The organism is Dehalobacter sp. DCM, assembly GCF_024972775.1.
Lineage (GTDB): Bacteria > Bacillota > Desulfitobacteriia > Desulfitobacteriales > Syntrophobotulaceae > Dehalobacter.
This window is the reverse complement of sequence record NZ_CP092282.1, coordinates 2,130,927-2,149,054: the sequence shown is the minus strand read 5'-3', so window position 1 is coordinate 2,149,054 and position 18,128 is coordinate 2,130,927. Positions and strand designations below refer to the sequence as shown.

The window sequence follows — 18,128 nt, the reverse complement described above, 5'->3', positions numbered from 1 at the left end:
TTTTCTACTATCGAAAGTGTCTGTATCCCAATAAAAAAACCGCAAATATTTGCGGTTAATGGTTCCTTTCACTCATGTATTTGGCTAATTCGATCAATGCCTCTTTCGCCGGAATATCCGGAAACCCAGCGAGGTAGTTCTTGGATTTGGTGATATAGGATTCAACAATTCTTCGTGATTTCTCGATTCCGCCTGACTGAATAATCAGGGTGATGCACTCTTCAACTTCTGCTTCGGACTTGATCTGCTTCCCAAGCAATTCATTGAGCCGATCTTTTTGGGGTGAATCCTTGAGGGCAAATATCATCGGAAGCGTGATTATCCCCTGGCGGATATCACCGCCGATTGGTTTCCCCAGCGCTTTCGGATCCGCCGTTAAATCCAGGATATCATCCACCATTTGAAAGGCGATGCCTAAAGAATTCCCATATTTGCTCATTAACCAAACCTGCTTTGGTTCGGCACCGGAAGCCTTCGCTCCGAGCTTACAGCATAGACTGATCAGCTGTGCTGTTTTCCTTTGGATACGGTAATAGTATTGTTTATACGTCTGCGTTGTATCAAAGGCGGATTTAATCTGTTGGATCTCGCCTTGGCACATTTCTATGCATACATCGGCTAATATGCTGGATATTTCTGAATTATCGATTCTAACAATCAGTTCAAGAGCCTTAGCAAATAGATAGTCGCCGGTAGCAACGGATACGGTATTGCCCCACCCTGCGGCCAGCGTGGGTCTTCCCCGACGGGTCAGTGACGCATCCACAACGTCGTCATGGATCAGCGTGGCCATATGAATGATTTCCAAGGCCATAGCGACGGGCATGAGCTTCTCCAGTCGGTAATCAAAGAATTTCCCGGCTAAAAGCGTAAAGCCCGGTCGAATCCTTTTTCCGCCCGCTTGTAAAAGATATAGGCACGTTTGCGAAAACAGAGGGTCATCCACTTTTAAAAATTTATCAAGTTCTTTTTCGATTTTCTTTAAATCCGAATTAATTTCTCGGAAAAACTTCTGCTGTTTCAAATTCTATTCACCCGCTCGTGTATCATTCTGAATCACCGGATCGTCGTATGTCAATAATTCTTCCTCATCATCCTCGATGAATTTCTTAGAATTCTCTCTATCAGCTGGTGTTTCATTGGTTTGATTCACTTTTGACGAAGGTTTAAATGCCTGGTTGATCATTTCATCCGGCGCATTCATGGCATTTTTAAACTCCCGCCCTATTTCATCGGTGTATTTTCGGACCTCACCGACTACTTTGCCAATAGCACGCGCAACGACCGGCAGATCTTCAGGGCCAAATAGAATCAAGGCAACAACGATAACCAAGGCAATTTCGGTCATGCTCATTCTACTTGTCCCTCCCCTGCTTTACTTGTTGCCGTTACGGTTTTCTCATCTGAAAATCTATCTTCATCCGCTGGATTATCTTCATCGGATAACCTAGCTTCCTCTGCTTTTTCTTCTATCTTGTTTCCTTCGGAAATTAATGCGTCGTTTGCTTTTTTATCGTCTGGTTTTTTAACTGACGCCTTTGCCTCTGGTATTTTTTTAGATGGTTTTACCTTTTTCTCCCGGGTGATTAAGAATCCGATCCAAATACTGATTTCATAAAGCAAATACATCGGACCTGCCATTAAGAACTGTGTCAACAAATCGGGTGTCGGCGATAAAAGCACAGTGAGTAAAACAATGGCAAAAAAAGCCCATTTCCGGTACTTTGCCAATGTTTTCGGTGAAAGAAATCCTAAACGCATCAGGATGAGTAAGATCACCGGTAATTGAAAAACCACACCGAAAGCTATCATGAAGGTCAAAATAAACTTTAAGTACGAGGCCTTCGTTAAAAACGGCGTATAGTCAACGGAACTGCTGCCAGCAAACAGAAGAAATTTCAGACATATCGGCAAAACACCGTAGTAAGCAAAGGCAGCACCTCCTAAAAATAAAATCACTGAGGCAGGCACAATAAAGTAAATATACTTCTTCTCATTCTTCTTGAGACCGGGCATCACAAAGCTCCAGATCTGCCAGAGAATGATCGGCAGAGCAATCACTACCCCCGAGACGACAGATACTTGCAGTTTGACAAGTACCGGTTCCATTGGCGTTGTTGTAATAAAGGCAACCCCACTGATGCGGGTGATAGGGTCAGCCAGAAACCGGTAAACATAATCACTCACAATCCACCCGACAACGGTTCCAAAGGCGACGGCGTAGATCGCAATAAGAAAAACCTTGCGTAATTCTTTAATATGTCCCAGAAGCGGCATTTCAGAATTTTTTTTGTTCCTACGCTTCACGGATGTTTCTCCCCCATTACTTATTGAAATTATCTTCTATTCTACATCACAACTGCAGCAACACAAAATAACGCCATCATTCCTTAATGGTGATATTATCAGCTATTTCAGCTTTAAAGAAATCCATGATTTCCTGTAATGGTTTTACTGGCACATGATCACGAAGCGAATTAAGAATCGCTTCCGCCCGGTTAAGATGTTCCTGATAAAGGGATTGACAAGCCGCCGCTTCCGATGCAGCCCAAGCCATACCCAAATCATAACCAAATTTCTCTATTTTTTCGATATGATATGAAGGCATTCCTGAAAGCTTTGCGCTTAATCTGGCAACAAGCGCTGTTAATGAGGCTTTTTCTTTACTTAAGATAAGTTCATGGTCTTTTAGCGGAATCACTTTACTTTTATACCGCCACCTTAAGAGTACGCCTTCGTTGATCGTTTTGATCAATTTAACGAATTGGTCCGCATAAGGAAATATCTCCGGATCACAGACTTTTTTCAGTGTATGTCCCAGCATGATATCTCCGGTAAGTACCGGGTACTGCCTGGCTGATTCGGATAAATCATCATCGGTAACCAATGCGTGGATTTTGTGTGATAAAAAAAGATATTGAGCGACCTTAGCCAGGGTGATAATCCCTCGATTGATTTTACCGGTCATACAACTGACCGCAATCACTATTGCTGGGTTTAATCGCCTGTCCAACGTCGTCATGGATAAAGAAACAAGGTCCTCTAAGCGGGATTCACTAAACCGAATTTCTTTATTCATTTCACTTTCCACTGTCGCTAGTCCGTATTCGATGCTGCATACTTCGATCAACTGAATTCCTCCTGGACACCTCGGATATGCCATTAACTGTTATTGTAGTCTATTCGGCAAAAAAAATCAAAATGAATGCCTATCTATCCTATTATATACATAAACAGAAGCATAAAGTAGGTAAATTTTTCTAAAAGTCCAAAATCCTATCGATAAAGAGAGGATATTTTGCAGAAAATGTTTTGCTTGAGGCAAATGCTATTTTTGCCGCATGAAAAAGGAGACGAAGTCAACATCGCGTTGTCTCCTTTCGTCTCCTTTTCTAAATCTTATTGTGATTAGATCATCTTGGCAATGAGTTCGGCCGGATCCAGAACGCGGACATTTTGCTCCGATTTAGCCATGTCCTTAACGCCATCCTCCAGCATTGTTATGCAGTACGGGCAGTTGGCACCAATGGCCGCAGGCTCTTTTTCCAGAGCTTGTTCGACTCTCAGGTTATTGATACGGTCACCGATATTTTCTTCCATCCACATGCGTGCACCACCGGCGCCGCAGCAGAAGCTCTTGTCATGGTTGCGATCCATTTCAACCAGTTGAACACCCGGTACCATATTGAACAGTGCTCTCGGTGCGTCAAATTCGCGCTGATAACGGCCCAGATAGCAGGAGTCATGGTAAACGATCTTCTGCTCGGGCATTTGGACATCCTTGTTCAGCTTCAGTTTGCCTTCTTGGATCAGCTGATTGATGAATTGGGTATGATGGATGACCTCGAAGTTTCCGCCTAATTGCGGATATTCGTTCTTAAGGGTATTGAAGCAGTGCGGACAGGTTGTGATGATTTTTTTCACACCATAGTTGTTTAGGATGCCGATGTTCTCTTTGGCCATCAGCTGGTAGAGATATTCATTACCGGCCCGACGGGCGAAGTCACCGCAGCATTTCTCTTCTCTGCCCAGGATAGCGAAATTCACGCCGGCAGCTTTAAGGATCTTGGCAACCGATACTGATATTTTCTTGGCGCGGTTATCAAAGGAACCGGCACAGCCGACCCAGAACAGGTATTCCGGATTCTCCGCAGTTTTCATAGACGGGACATCAAGACCTTTGGCCCAGCCTGCACGCTCGCTCCAGCTGACACCCCACGGATTGAATTTACTTTCCACGTTACGGAATGCTAACTGCAGTTCCGGTGCGTAGTTGTTTTCATTCATCACTTCATAACGGCGCATATCAATAATTTTATTGACATGTTCGTTGGATACCGGACATAAGGTCTGGCAAGCCGAGCAGGTGGTACATGCCCACAGCTCGTCCCGGGTGAAGATATCGCCGATCAGCTGTTTCTGAAGAATCTGAGCGCCTTCACGATCTTTTTTCACCAGTTTGGCCATATCGTCGGCCGATAAGTCTTCGGCATGTTTAATGCCCAGCTTGTTCATCTCGGCGCCTTTTTCCAGCAGGTGATCTTTTAAGGTACGGCTTAAGAGTTTTTTCGGATTCAAGGGTTTCCCGGACTGTGTTGCCGGACAATTATCCATACAGCGTCCGCATTCGCCGCAAGCGAAGCTGTCAAGAAGCTGTTTCCAGGTAAAGTTTTCGATTTTGCCGACACCATATTCGGTCAGGTTTTCATCTTCGAGATTCATCGCCGGAATCTGCGCACCCATAGGCTCCAGTGTCGCAAAGTATCCGTTAAACGGTGAAGCTAAGAGGTGCATGTGTTTGGAATTCGGGATATACACCAGGAAGCCGAAGATAATGAGAATATGAATCCACCAGAAGATTTCGATGAGAGCGGACAACGTTTCCGCGCTGTACCCGGTAAACAAGCCGGCAAACAGCTGGTAGATGAACGCCAGGTTGTAAGCAGGATTCGCTTCGAGAGCAACCTTGGCACCGCTGGTGAGCCATTCGGTGATAATAACAGCAAAAATCAGAATAACGATGATTGCTGCTTCGGGCGTCCGGTACAGACGTTTCGGACGAACGATCCACCGACGGATGACACCGATGATCAGTCCAACAAAAACGAGGGTAGAAAAGATATCTTTAATCAAGAAAAAGTACGGGTTGGTTCCTAAGAACGGAACATGGACTGACGGGAATAATCCTTCAATCATGAAAGGAATCTCACCCAGACAAATCAGGATGAAGCCCCAGAAGATAAACAAATGGATAACACCGTAAAATTCACGCAGCATTTTGCCTTGGAATACGACATTGGCCATAAAGTTCTTAAAACGAGTTCCCGGGTTGTCATACCGGTTTTCTTTGGCACCGAGGCCCAGAATGTGAAGCTTTTTATTTAATGCGGTAGCAAAAGCGACAACAGCCAGTACGGCAATTATCACGAATATAATCAGCTTTGAAGAAAGCACTATCTACACCTTCCTTTCTTTATTTTCCTTTAAGTTCTTTGATCTTTTGCGTCAGCAGCGGCAGAATTTTATGGAGATCGCCGACGATTCCGAATGTCGCCACGTTAAAGATCGGTGCTTCAGGATCCGTGTTGATGGCTACAATGATTTCGGAGCTGCTCATACCGGCTAAGTGTTGGATCGCGCCGGAAATACCGCAGGCAAAATACAGCTTGGGCGAAACCGTTTTACCGGTTTGGCCTACCTGACGGTAATGAGGAACCCAACCGGCATCGACAGCAGCACGGGATGCCCCGGCAACACCGCCAAGAGCGTCGGCTAATTCGGTGATCAGATGGTAATGTTCCGGACCGCCGATGCCTCTGCCGCCGGATACGATGATTTCCGCATCCTGGAGGTTGACATTATGGGTGACGTTTTGTACAATTTCCAGAATCTTAGTCGTAATATCTTCTTCTTTGACCGTATTGCTGCAACGGATGATCTCACCAGTGCGGGTATAGTCCGGTTCAGACATTTTCATGACCTTGGGACGCACAGTAGCCATCTGCGGACGATGGTTCGGACAAAGAATGGTTGCCATGACGTTTCCGCCGAAGGCAGGACGGGTCTGACGCAGCAGACGTGTTTCCGGGTCAATGGAAAGTTCCGTACAGTCCGCAGTCAGTCCGGTGGTGATTCTCACCGCAATACGCGCCGCAAAGTCACGACCGTTATTGGTGGCGCCAAACAGAACGATTTCCGGTTTATATTCATTAATAATTTCACAAATTGCTGTCGTATAGGAATCCGTACGGTAATCTTTAAAGATAGGACCGTCGATCAAATATACTTTCTCGGCCCCGTACGCGAAGCATTCTTTGGCTAATCCTTCGACAGTGTCTCCCAGGAGTACGCCTGACAGTTCAACTTTCAGCTCATCCGCCAGCTTGCGTCCTTCGCTTAAGAGTTCCAGGGCGACGCTGTCAATCTTGCCGCCGCGCTGCTCAATAAAGACCCATACACCTTTATAGTCCGCGTTATTCTTCGGCGCTTTTTTGGCTTTGCGGGTGACTTCAATGGCATTACTCGGGCATGCTTTGCCGCAGGCGCCGCAGCCGGTACAATTATCTTTAAACTTAGCGATGCCGTCAACGATCTCAATGGCATCAAACGGACATTTGGCAATACAGGCGCCGCAGCCGTTACATAGATTTTCAAGTATCTTTACGCTCATTTTCCTGCTCCCCCTTTACACCAATTCTGTCGCTTTGAGTTTTCCAATGAGCTGGTCACACAATTCTTCGGGGCTGCTGCCCTGAAGCATTTCACTCTGGAACTTCACTTCCGGTGTAAAAATCTGCATAACCTGCGTACAGGATCCATTCAGTCCGGTTTTGTCTGGAGGAGCACCGATATCGGCTGCCGACCAGGTCGTGATCGGAGCTCGGGATGCTTTAATCGATCCTTTAACACTGGGATAGCGCGGTTCGCCTATTGCTTTGTCCACAGCGATGACAGCAGGCAATTTTACTTTGATGACTTCAAAACCGCCTTCAAAGGCGCGCTCAACGACCAGATGGTCAGGATGGATCTCTCTGATTTTTTGGACATAGGTGGTCTGTGGAAGGCCCAAATGCTCGGCGATACCAGGCCCTACTTGAGCCGTATCCCCATCGATGGCCATTTTTCCGCAGAAGATGATATCCGGCTTACCGATCTTTTCGATAGCCTTCGCTAATGTATAGGAGGTTGCCCAGGTGTCAGCTCCGGCAACTGCTCTGTCGCTGATAAGGATTCCCTCATCGGCACCCATTGCCAGGCATTTGCGCAGCGCAGACCCCGCTTGCGGTGGTCCCATGGTCAAAACGCTTACTTTCCCGCCTACTTGTTCTTTGATGCGAATAGCAGCTTCAGTGGCATACTCGTCAAACGGATTGACGATACTAGGCACACCGTCGCGGATCAGCGTGTTTTTGACCGGATCGATCTTTACTTCCGTGGTATCCGGTACTTGTTTAATACAAACTACGATTTCCACTTCTTTTTTCATCCTTTCCTTCGTGCTGAATTCCTGTGCGTCCATGGTGCTTCATCCGTGTGTGTACTGTCTGCTGTCCCCTTTACTCAATGACTAAAACGCATGGCATCAGAGTAGGCGTAACAAAATCAAACACGTAATGTGATATCTTTCACATGTAAGAAAATGCCAGCAAAAGATATTGCCCTCATGCTGATCATGGAAAACACTTTCCAATATTTTGTAGCCATATGTCAAAGAGTATACTTTTTAAATCATACCAAATAAAAAAAAACAATACAATAACTTTTCGCCAAAATATCAAATAAATCTACCTATTTTGAATTGCAAATAGTTATCTGGCATGGTTTTTGATTATTAATCGAATTTGTTCTGATTTTTGACATCAAAATACGCGTTCTTTAAGATCACAGATAGCTCGTCCAGCGGCGTCGTTGCTACTTCCCGGTACATCTTCCGGGTATATAAATGCTTAAAATTCGGAAAGAGATTCCTTATCGTGCGTCGGAGTTTATTTCCGGATTCATCGGCATCAAGCAGAACATATATGTCATCATAACCGGACTCGTCGATTAACTCTTCCAATCGACTCTGGTTCATTGTGCCATAAGTGCAAATGATATCTACCGGCTCGTCAAGTACTTCCAGCAGCCGCTCGCGATCTGTTTTCCCTTCAACGATGATGGCTTTGGTCATTGCTATTCTCACCACTTCTTTTCTTATACTACAATAACTGCAATACGTTATTATTTCAATACGTAAAAATAGGAAGACCCGGTAATTCCGGATCTTTTTATTACTTTACGCTTAAGAATGACTCGGTTTATTTGACGTTTGGATATTTCGCTCCTTATGGGTATCATATTCGGTATAATGCGGATCCCTGATTGTCTCCGACGATTTTGGCCGGGGATTCTTTTTATGTTTACCCATGTTTAAAACCCTTCCTTTTCGTTATTGGACCCATCACGCCTTAGTGTGCTTCCGATCAAAAAAAACATACGGTTGGCGTGAATCTCATCAATTTTCCATTTTTTCAGTATTTCAGAATTTCAAACCAGGCAAGTTTTCTCTCTTTGACTCTGCCGCTGCCCTCAATATGATCAGCTGCGGATGACAGATTAGCCTGTCGTTCGCTTTTGCAAGCATTTGGAACAAAAAAAAGAGTCTCCAATTCAACCTTGAGCACGGTACAGATCTTTAAAGCAACGTTAGGGCTTACGTTCCGTTTTCCGCACTCAACCTGAGAGATATATGAAGAACTCAGACCGAGTTCTTTCGATAATCCCCGTTGGCTATAGCCTAAAGCAATCCGCTTTAAAACCAGCATGTCACGATTTATTTTTAGCTTCATTAATCCACCATCCCCTTTTTTGTCCATTATATTCCACCTTGCTAACATTTGCAAGCAACCCTTCTTTCAGCTCTATTCGTATACATTTTATCTGATTTGGTCTATAATGATGTGGTAACAAATGTTAACAAAAAGGAGTCTCCGGCTGCCCATGGTTGAAAGAGATTTTGGGAAATATCTAAAAGAACTCCGCATGAAAAACGGCTTGTCCCTTCGGCAGCTCAGTCTGTGCTCCGGCGTATCCAACGCCTATTTATCGCAAATCGAGACCGGCGCACGCAGTACACCCAAACCCGATATCCTGATGAAAATCAGCGAGGGACTTCAAATTCCTTACAATCAGCTGATGGCCGCGGCAGGATACATTGATACGCAAATCAGCATACCGGTGGTCGGCGCTGTCAAGGCAGTACCTAACGGGCTCGCCTATGAGGAATTGCTTGGCTCAGAAAAAATGGACACGGAAGATAAGGCAGAAGGCAATTATTTTTACCTTAAAGTAAAAGACGATTCGATGATTAATGAGGGAATACTGCCCGGGGACTTAGTCCTTGTCCGTGAACAGAATGAAATTGAATACGGCGATTTAACCGTTGTCATCATTGAAAATGAAGAGGGTACGTTGAACAAAGTTTATAAACACAATGACAGCATTACCCTGCAATCAGCCAACCCGGTATACCCGTCCCGTACATTTACCGGCAAGGAAATGGAACGTATCCGCATCGTTGGTAAAATTAAGGGACTTAAGCGGAAGTTATAGTTTGATTTAATTTTAGTACAATGCATTGAATGACGCGTGATAAGTAACATACTATGATACTAGACCTCCCTGCCAAATGTGAATAATTGTAAAGCGAGGTGATACCATGACAAAGTACATCTGTATTCCCTGCGGTTATATTTATGACCCGGAACAAGGCGATCCCGACAGCGGTATTGCTCCCGGAACACCTTTCGAAGATATCCCTGACGATTGGGTATGCCCGATTTGTTTCGTGGGAAAGGATGAATTTGATGAACTTAAATAAGACAGGCATATCAATGTCTGTCCTTTTTCTATTACACGTCTTGCACTGCTTTATCATTGCATTATATCGCATACAGACCATATATTTGAAGGAACGAATTTGTCAGCTGTAATCTCTGCCGGTAACCCCAGTAGGAGGAGAGCCTGGGTGTAAGTCAAATTCCCCCCGGTTGGGAATTTGAATCCTCATCGGATGCGTTCGGCAGCTTGGAACAATACTCCTCATAGAGGCGCATCAGATTTTCAGCAAGAATCCACTAATTTTAAGAGGAAAATTTAACAATACGTGAGATATCCTTTTGTATTTTTCTCTGTTCTGTTTTTATGTCGATTATTGGGAAGTCCAAATTTAAATTTAAGTTATTGTTTAACATCTATTTTAATGTTATATTTCCTTATTCTACGATAAAGGGTACTTTTGCTTAAACCTAAAATTTTAGCTGCTTTCCCGATATTGTCTGATGTTTGCTGCAACGCTTGCATAATGGCGATCCTTTCCATTTCCTGAAGAGAGAAGTCGCTGTCTTTTTTTACATTTTCCTCTCCCTTCGGGCCGGAAAAATCGTCGAAGGCTGACTCGAAGGAATCTTTAATTTGCCCGGGTAAATCATCCGGCAAAATCTTTCCGCCAGAACACATGTTGACGGCATAGACCATGGCATTTTCCAGTTGTCTCACATTTCCAGGCCAACCATATTTAACTAAAATATCTTTTGTGTTTTCGCTGAGGAGGGGGACTGGGATTGTCTGATAAGTCGCTGCCTTCTCTACAAAATGGATAGCCAGTTTTACGATATCCACTTTTCTTTCTCTCAGTGGGGGAATTTTTATTCTGAAAACCGCCAATCGATAAAACAAATCTTCTCTGAACAGCCCGCGGCGTACTAAATCCAATAAATCTTTATTCGTTGCTGCGACTAGATTAAAGTCAATAGGGATATATTTACTGCCACCGACCCGCATGATGGTACGGTCTTCCAGGACCCGTAATAATACAGGCTGAATTTCTAACGGCATATCTCCAATTTCATCCAGAAACAACGTGCCGTTATTAGCCAGCTCGATTTTACCCGGTTTGCCTTGTCGCTCAGCACCGGTGAATGCGCCGCCTTCATATCCAAAAAGTTCACTTTCAATCAGATTTTTAGGGATGGCGGCACAGTTCAGCACCATAAAGGGGCTGTTAGGTCGAGTTTGACTGTGTATAGCCTGAGCAAACAATTCTTTGCCGGTACCGCTTTCTCCCTCAATTAAAATATTGGCTCCGATTAAAGCAAACTTCCTTGTTGAATTGATTGTATTAATAATTTGGGGGGAGCTTCCGACGATATGATCAAAGGTAACGGTCGCTCGTTGATTTTCGCTGTTTTCCACATGGGCAGCATCTTTTTTGCCTTGCGGATAGGTACATAAATTCAACACGCATCCGGTTACAAACTGATGGGAATTTTTTATCGGTTGAATGGAATGAAGAACATACTTATGCATTGATTTATTTATAATGATATCAGCACCCACCACGGGTTCGCCGGTATTTAATACGAAATCAATTTTGGGCTGGAAACCCATTACTTCTTCTATTCGCCTCTCCGCAAAATTCTGTTTGTTCAGACTTAGGAAGGATTCTGCCAATTTGTTATATTTCGTTATTATTTTCTTCTTGTTAATAGTAATGACGGCATCACGATAACCCTCAAGTGTCGCATGAATAAGCTCGTTATTATCCTTTGACCGCAACTCATTTTGAATGGCCCAACACATACTGACAGCTAATCCCAGGGTATGTGCATTTTGGCCGCAGTAGTCCTGACTGGCTATATTGAGTGTCCCGATTAAATTATCATTCTCATCAAAAATTGGCGCAGAGGATGCAATGGTATATTTAAAGCCCTCACAATAATGCTCTGGGCCGCATATTTGAATCGGACTTTCCATTCGGATACATAAATCGTGGGAGCAAGTCCCCACCGTCGATTCATTCCAAACCTCGCCGGGTTTCATGTGGTAATCTTCATTCATGATTGTGTCTTCGGCTTCTACAACTTCTAAAATGACACCTTTCTCATCGGTTAGAATAATAATACAATTGGAACCATACATCATATTTTTTAATTGCAAGATATACGATCGTGCTGTTTTTAGCAATAGTTCTTTTTCTTGTAAGATTTCTGCAAAATCAGCCTGATCGAGTTCCGGTGCCGGGTTCGGTTTAAAAAGATCGAGGCCTAGGTCATAAGATCGAATCCAGGATTCAACAATTTGCGGACGCACAAGATCCGCCTCATTTGGCGTGATATACCCATGCAGCACATCGTACTTTTGTTTGCGAATTTTTTCAATAACATTAATAACTTCCGTGTTTTCATTGATATAGCTGCAATAGGAATTTTGTTGCGTTTTCATGACTGTGCTGAGCATGTGTTCTAGGGGTTGGAACATAGTGACCACCCATTCTTTACATATACTCCCATTCACACCTATTATACCCCTCCTTTAAACGTTTAGAAATACTTATTTATTTAAAAGTGTTTATGCTGTGTACAATCGTATTTTTAGCATATCCAATCGCTATGCTTTATTCGGTTTATGTTTTATACACGGATTCAACATCCCGTTCGGGAGGGCAATGCGATACCGTTTGCAGGGTGTACTGCACATTAATCCGGAATATAAACAATGAACACTTTCCCGACTTCCGTCTCCCAAATCAGACCCGCAATGATTGCATTGATTATTCTGGTAGAATCCCCGAATATGGAAGGTGCCGCAGTTAGGGCATTTTTTTGGCGCCTTTTCTTCTTTTCTGCAGCGGCCGCATAACGGATTACAGACCCAACAACCCAAAAACATCCCTGCTTTCTTTATTTAGATGGGTATTTCCAAAATTATAAAAAATGATTTCTATTTACTTTAAATGACGATCAGGGTCACTCACATTTATATCATGAATGACCCTGAAGAGTCGTTAACGCTAATCCATTTTATTTAGGCGCAAACAATACCATTTTGGGTTTAGCCGCCATTTTTTTTGCCAGGTCTTTTACCAGCCCATAGCTCATTACATCAGCCTGACAGTGAGCAACGCAGGTCGGGAACTTCCCTGCTTTCACCAGATCTTCGCAGAGGTCGCAGAGGGAGGTAGGGATGGGAACATAGGTAAATTCATACCTGCCGTTCTCCAGTTTGCGGGGACCGTCCTGTGAAAGCTTTATTCCCCATTGACCGTGGGTCAGTTTGTGCTCTACTTTGCAGGCGGTTTCACACGTATGGCAGCCGGTACAAAAATCATAGTCTATGAGTAATCCGTAACGTTCATTATTTGTAGACATAGTTGAACCCTCCCAATTTCGTTACTTGCTCTGACGGTAATATCTTGCTGTTTTCTTCAGTAACTTTATAAATCTTACAGAGCTGGTTTTTATACGGTGCGCCATAACCAGTTGGACCGTTTTGACACATGGTGGTTAGGTTATTGCTGTTGGAATCAAATACACCGAAAAGGGTAGGTTCGGCACCTTCCATTTCCGGGAACCACCAGCCGTGCTCCGCATTGACGACGAGAGGATGCAGTTCTTCGAATTTGACTTTCTGTTTGAAGCGACCGCGGTAATTTTCTACCCACACCCAATCCCCTTCTTTGATACCGTATTTGGCAGCAGTCTCGGGATTGATTTTAATCAGCGGATCAGGGTGAAATTCACGGTTTAATTTTAATTGCCGGTGCTCGGAATGGAAGAATTCCCAGGAACGGTGGCCGGTAGTCAGAATGAGCGGATATTTCTTGAAAAGCTCAGGTGTGGAATAGGGGCTTTCCGGCGGTTCCTGGTACCAGGGCAGTGGATCGAGGCCCCAAGATTCAAATAAGCCGATTTTCAGCTCCACTTTACCGGAAAGGGTATTGAAACCTGGCAGTCCATCCCTGCGGAGAAGTCCTTTTTCATATCTGTAATACTCAAAGTGATCATAGCTATAGATCATGTCGTTGAGTTGATCATAGGTTATCCCCGCCTTGCTGCCTTGCTCTTTGATGATCCAATCGTTCCATTCTTTATCATCTTTCCAGGGGAACATTTCCGGATTTAAACGCTTACCAAGTTCCAGAATAAGCTGTTCATCCGATTTTGCCTCTTCATATTCTGCAACTTTTCGGATTCCGGCAAGCGGCATCCACCAGTTTCGGTTGCTCCAGCGCTCGCTGCTCATGGCACAAGGGAGAACCAGATCGGCGCAAGCCACCGCTGTCGGTGTCATGAACAGGTCTACGACGACATTGAATTCAGTAGATTTAATAGCTTTATAAATACGCGGCGCTTCTGCTCCCATATTGGCAATTGGATTGGTGCTCTGGAACCAGAACATCTTAATAGGATAGGGATTTCCGCCATTCTCAATCTGTTTCAATAATGTATCGGAGTGGGCTGTTGCTCCATAACCGGTTTGTTTGAGAGGCAGTTCATTGCCGATACGTTTAGCTTTCACTTCTTCCGACAGAATTTCCAAACCATAGTCATAGGCCATCCCCAGGTCATAGGCATATTGAATAATCGATTGGCCGCCGGGTTTATCCAGGTTGCCGGTAATACTCCATAAGCCGGTGATGGCATGGGCTGCAGAAACGCCTGCAACGGCCATATCCACGGACACACCCCAGGTAGTTGCAGCCCCATCTGCTTTGGCAAACAAACGGGCGGCTCCCTCAATGATATCTTTGGGTACCCAGGTGATTTCAGCAGCTCTTTCCGCAGGCATGGTAGCAACCCGTTCTGCGAATTCATCGAATCCTACTGTCCATTTTTCAACAAAATCATGGTCATACAAGTCTTCCTTGATGATGACATCATTCATTGCCATGGCCAAGGCGGCATCCGTTCCCGGTCTGACCTGAAGCCAATAGTCGGCCTTCGCCGCAAGCCAAGTCAGCATGGGATCAACAACAATCAGTTTTGATCCGCGTTTCATACATTCGACAATCCAGTGTCCCAGTGAGCTGTCCGGATTGGAGATAATCGCATTTTGTCCCCAGATCAAGATAACCCCCGGAACTTTCCATGTAGGATTATCATACCGATCCGGGAAATGGGCGGAATAGTCCCCGAAGGAAAAGTCTCCCTGAATGACCGCTTCCGTAACTAAGCGCGGCATCGAGCAGGATTCGCCGCTTAAGAAGCCTAAAGTAAAGTTTGGACTGCCAAAACCGGCATAGCAGAGATAGGGGACTTGCCAGATGACGTTCCGGCCTGTTCCTTCCATGGCGACGATGGATTCCGGCCCATATTTACTTTGAATTCGACGAACTTCTTTGACGATCAGATCATAGGCTTCATCCCAGGAGATGCGTTCCCATTTGTTTTCACCGCGTTCGCCGACTCTTTTTAATGGCCATTTCAAGCGCTCCGGACTGGATGCCGCTTCAACATAATTAAGGCAGCGCATACAGAGTTTGCCTAAGTTGAACGGATTGTAAGGATCGCCTTCGACTTTTTCCACTTTGCCGTTCTTGGTATAATAGACAACACCGCAGCCATTGTGGCAGCCGGGTCCGGTCCACATGGTTGTCCGCGTACAGGTATATTCTCCGTCCTGCCATTGGGACTCCCCTTTATGCTTCTGATAATATTCCGATATTTCGTAAGCCATAATTTGACCTCCAAATAATATTTAATTAAACTGGTCTTGTTACACGGGCGTAAATATAACCATTTGAGGCTTGGAAATCTTTTCAGCTAACTCTTCGACAGGGCCAAACGACATGACAGCAGCCTGGCAGTGCTGAACGCAGCTTGGCAGTTTACCCTTATTGACCCGATCTTCACACAGGTTGCATAGGGACGTTGGAATCGGAACATGGATGAACTCAAATTTACCATTTTCCAATTTGCGAGGGCCGTCTTGAGCTACTTTGATTCCCCATTGACCATGTGTCAGATTGTTTTCAACCTTGCATGCTGTCTCGCAGCTGTGACAGCCGGTACAAAATTCATAGTTAATGAGTAGGGCGTATCGTTCATTATTTTTTGACATAAGGGAAACCTCCTAATCGGGTTACTTGCGTGGAAGGCATAATCTGGCTGTTCTCTTCTGTGCACTTGTACACTTTGGCAATCTGATTCTTGTAAGGCGCACCGTAACCCGTCGGTCCGTTGTCACACATACTGGTGAGGTTATTGCAGTTGGAGTCAAACACCCCGAAGAGGCTGGGTTCGGCAGCTTCTTTTTCAGGGAACCACCAACCGTGCTCGGCACGGATGACCCTGGGATCCATAAACTCATCCAGACGGGCTCTCTGTTTAAAGCGGCCTTTTCTGTTTTCGATCCACACCCAGTCACCTTCCGTGATTCCGAGTTTGGCAGCGGCCTCCGTGTTAATGTCCATGATTGGATCGGGATGGAACTCGCGATTGAGTTTCAGCTGGCGATGTTCTGAATGAAAGAACTCGTAAGCACGGTTCCCCGTCGTCATGACGAACGGATACTCTTCAAAAAGTTCCGGTGTAGAATAGGGGCTTTCCCTTGGTTCCTGATACCACGGCAGCGGGTCAAGGCCCCATTTTTCATAGAGCTCGATTTTCAGTTCCAGTTTTCCAGTGTACGTATTGAACCCGGGCTCGCCATCCGGACGGAGCAGGCCCTTTTCATATTTCTTGTATTCGAACTTCGGGAAGCTATATACTTTTTCTTGAAGCTCATCGAAAGTCATCCCGGACTCAAATGCTTCGTTCAACATAATCCAGTCGTACCAGTCTTTGTTGTCCTTCCACGGAAAGAATTCCGGCTGCAGACGTTTTCCAAGCTCCAGGATAATATCTTCATCGGATTTTGCTTCATAGTATTCCGCGACTTTAGTAATCGTCCGTAACGGCGTGTACCAATTGCGGTTGCCCCAACGCTCGCTGCTCATAGCCGCAGGCAAAACGATATCGGCAAAGGCAACGGCAGTAGGCGTCATGTAAAGATCGACAACAACACAGAAGTCAACCTTTTTCATCGCCGCGTAAACACGCGGTGCTTCACCCGCCATGTTGGCAATGGGGTTTGTTGTTTGCAGCCAAAGCATTTTAATGGGATAGGGTTTGCCGCTTTCGATGGCTTCGAGAACAGCATCTTCATGGGCATTAGCACCAAATCCCATTTGTCGCAAGGGATATTCGTTGCCCAATCTTTTTACGGCGACTTCTTCAGGAACATTTTCAAAGCCGTAGTTATAGGCCAGGCCTTGTCCGTAGGCATATTGAACAAGAATGTTACCGCCGGGAACATCCATATTTCCGGTAATCGCGACGAGGGAGTTCAGACTTTGGGCTGTGGCTACGCCCGGTACGGACATATCCACAGCAACGCCCCAATGGATTGCCGCGCATTCCGCGTTGCCAAAAGCACGGGCAGCATGAATTAATGTATCCTTATCCACCCAACAGATCGATGAAGCCCTTTCCGGTGTCCACTCTTTGACGCGTTCAGCCAGAGCGTCAAATCCGTTGGTCCATTTTCCCACAAAGTCATGATCATAAAGGTCTTCGGTAATCACTATATTAAGGAAAGCCATGGCCAAGGCAGCATCAGAGCCGGGTCTGATCCGCAGCCAGTATTCGGCTTTAGAGGCCAGCCAGGTTAATTTCGGATCCACAACGATGAGCTTACTGCCCCGCTGCATTAAATCGACAATCCAATGGCCGAAAAAGCCATCGGCATTAGCCGGAAGCGGGTTGCTGCCCCAAATCAGAATATACTCCGGAGCTCGCCATTCCGGATTCTCGTAGCGGTCTTCAAATTGCTGGGAACAGTCAACGAGGAAAAAATCGCCGTTGGTCACGCCTTCAACGGCGGCTCTGGGCATATAGCACGAATCGCCGCTTAGAAAACCAAGGGTGAAATTTGGGCTTTGGAAAGCAGAATAGCACAGGTAATTTACCTGCCAAACGATATTGCGGCCGGTTCCTTCCATCGCGACAATCGATTCAGGACCATAATTTTTTTGGATGTCTCTAACCTTTTCGACTATGATGTCATAGGCTTCGTCCCAGGAGATCCGCTCCCACTTGTTTTCACCGCGCTCACCGATTCTTTTCAACGGCCATTTCAGACGATCCGGATGATTAGTGGATTCCAGGTAATTAATGCAGCGCATGCATAATCTCCCCTGGTTGATAGGATTGTTAACATCGCCTTCAATCCCCACAACTTCGTTATCTTTGTGATAATAGATAACCCCGCATCCGTTGTGGCAGCCAGGTCCAGTCCACATCGTAGTCCTGGTGGCAGTAATATCACCG

Annotated in this window: 16 protein-coding genes and 1 pseudogene; 2 read left to right on the top strand and 15 right to left on the bottom strand. The window is 45.2% G+C overall.

The window, feature by feature from the left end:
* Positions 1–55: 55 nt before the first annotated feature.
* From LPY66_RS10010 to LPY66_RS09970, 9 genes and pseudogenes are all read right to left on the bottom strand, one after another.
* The gene (locus LPY66_RS10010) at positions 56–1,024 is read right to left on the bottom strand and encodes a polyprenyl synthetase family protein (protein WP_337987921.1); all 969 of its coding nucleotides are present in this window, start codon (positions 1,022–1,024) and stop codon (positions 56–58) included.
* A gap of 3 nt (positions 1,025–1,027) precedes the next feature.
* Entirely contained in the window at positions 1,028–1,354 is a 327-nt protein-coding gene (locus LPY66_RS10005; RefSeq protein WP_337987920.1) for a twin-arginine translocase TatA/TatE family subunit, read from the bottom strand.
* 215 nt (positions 1,355–1,569) lie between these two features.
* Positions 1,570–2,307, bottom strand: a pseudogene (gene tatC, locus LPY66_RS10000) (twin-arginine translocase subunit TatC); the annotation flags it as partial.
* Between the two features lie 76 nt (positions 2,308–2,383).
* The gene (locus LPY66_RS09995) at positions 2,384–3,130 is read right to left on the bottom strand and encodes a hypothetical protein (protein WP_337987919.1); all 747 of its coding nucleotides are present in this window, start codon (positions 3,128–3,130) and stop codon (positions 2,384–2,386) included.
* A 278-nt stretch (positions 3,131–3,408) separates the two neighbouring features.
* Positions 3,409–5,454, bottom strand: a complete 2,046-nt coding sequence (locus tag LPY66_RS09990; RefSeq protein ID WP_337987918.1) for a heterodisulfide reductase-related iron-sulfur binding cluster — start codon at positions 5,452–5,454, stop codon at positions 3,409–3,411.
* 19 nt (positions 5,455–5,473) lie between these two features.
* Positions 5,474–6,670, bottom strand: coding sequence for an FAD-binding protein (locus LPY66_RS09985; protein WP_337987917.1), 1,197 nt, complete (start codon positions 6,668–6,670; stop codon positions 5,474–5,476).
* Positions 6,671–6,685: 15 nt separating this feature from the next.
* A complete protein-coding gene (locus tag LPY66_RS09980) occupies positions 6,686–7,474 on the bottom strand; it encodes an electron transfer flavoprotein subunit beta/FixA family protein (RefSeq protein ID WP_337988064.1) in 789 nt (262 codons plus the stop codon).
* Between the two features lie 357 nt (positions 7,475–7,831).
* Positions 7,832–8,170: a toprim domain-containing protein gene (locus LPY66_RS09975; RefSeq protein WP_337988063.1), complete on the bottom strand. Its 339-nt coding sequence runs from the start codon at positions 8,168–8,170 to the stop codon at positions 7,832–7,834.
* A 340-nt stretch (positions 8,171–8,510) separates the two neighbouring features.
* Positions 8,511–8,855, bottom strand: coding sequence for a helix-turn-helix domain-containing protein (locus LPY66_RS09970; protein WP_337987916.1), 345 nt, complete (start codon positions 8,853–8,855; stop codon positions 8,511–8,513).
* Positions 8,856–8,949: 94 nt separating this feature from the next.
* Between LPY66_RS09970 and LPY66_RS09965 the strand changes: the two genes are divergently transcribed.
* Both LPY66_RS09965 and rd read left to right on the top strand, forming a co-directional pair.
* Positions 8,950–9,591 (top strand): LexA family protein, encoded by a 642-nt coding sequence (locus tag LPY66_RS09965; protein ID WP_337987915.1) that lies wholly within the window; start codon positions 8,950–8,952, stop codon positions 9,589–9,591.
* A 106-nt stretch (positions 9,592–9,697) separates the two neighbouring features.
* Complete coding sequence (rd, locus tag LPY66_RS09960; protein ID WP_337987914.1) at positions 9,698–9,859, top strand: rubredoxin; 162 nt, start codon at positions 9,698–9,700, stop codon at positions 9,857–9,859.
* 359 nt (positions 9,860–10,218) lie between these two features.
* Here the strand turns inward: rd and LPY66_RS09955 are convergent, their stop codons facing one another.
* The 6 genes from LPY66_RS09955 to LPY66_RS09930 all read right to left on the bottom strand — a co-directional run bounded on the left by LPY66_RS09955 (position 10,219) and on the right by LPY66_RS09930 (position 18,100).
* Positions 10,219–12,333 (bottom strand): sigma-54-dependent Fis family transcriptional regulator, encoded by a 2,115-nt coding sequence (locus tag LPY66_RS09955; protein WP_337987913.1) that lies wholly within the window; start codon positions 12,331–12,333, stop codon positions 10,219–10,221.
* A 93-nt stretch (positions 12,334–12,426) separates the two neighbouring features.
* Positions 12,427–12,702 (bottom strand): hypothetical protein, encoded by a 276-nt coding sequence (locus LPY66_RS09950; RefSeq protein WP_337987912.1) that lies wholly within the window; start codon positions 12,700–12,702, stop codon positions 12,427–12,429.
* A 137-nt stretch (positions 12,703–12,839) separates the two neighbouring features.
* Positions 12,840–13,187, bottom strand: coding sequence for a 4Fe-4S binding protein (locus LPY66_RS09945; RefSeq protein WP_337987911.1), 348 nt, complete (start codon positions 13,185–13,187; stop codon positions 12,840–12,842).
* Positions 13,174–15,495: a molybdopterin-dependent oxidoreductase gene (locus LPY66_RS09940; RefSeq protein ID WP_337987910.1), complete on the bottom strand. Its 2,322-nt coding sequence runs from the start codon at positions 15,493–15,495 to the stop codon at positions 13,174–13,176. Before LPY66_RS09940 ends, LPY66_RS09945 begins: the two co-directional genes overlap by 14 nt.
* Before the next feature lie 39 nt (positions 15,496–15,534).
* Positions 15,535–15,879, bottom strand: a complete 345-nt coding sequence (locus LPY66_RS09935) for a 4Fe-4S dicluster domain-containing protein (protein ID WP_337987909.1) — start codon at positions 15,877–15,879, stop codon at positions 15,535–15,537.
* Positions 15,866–18,100, bottom strand: a complete 2,235-nt coding sequence (locus LPY66_RS09930; RefSeq protein ID WP_443112484.1) for a molybdopterin-dependent oxidoreductase — start codon at positions 18,098–18,100, stop codon at positions 15,866–15,868. The genes LPY66_RS09935 and LPY66_RS09930 overlap by 14 nt, the downstream gene beginning before the upstream one ends.
* Positions 18,101–18,128: the final 28 nt, after the last annotated feature.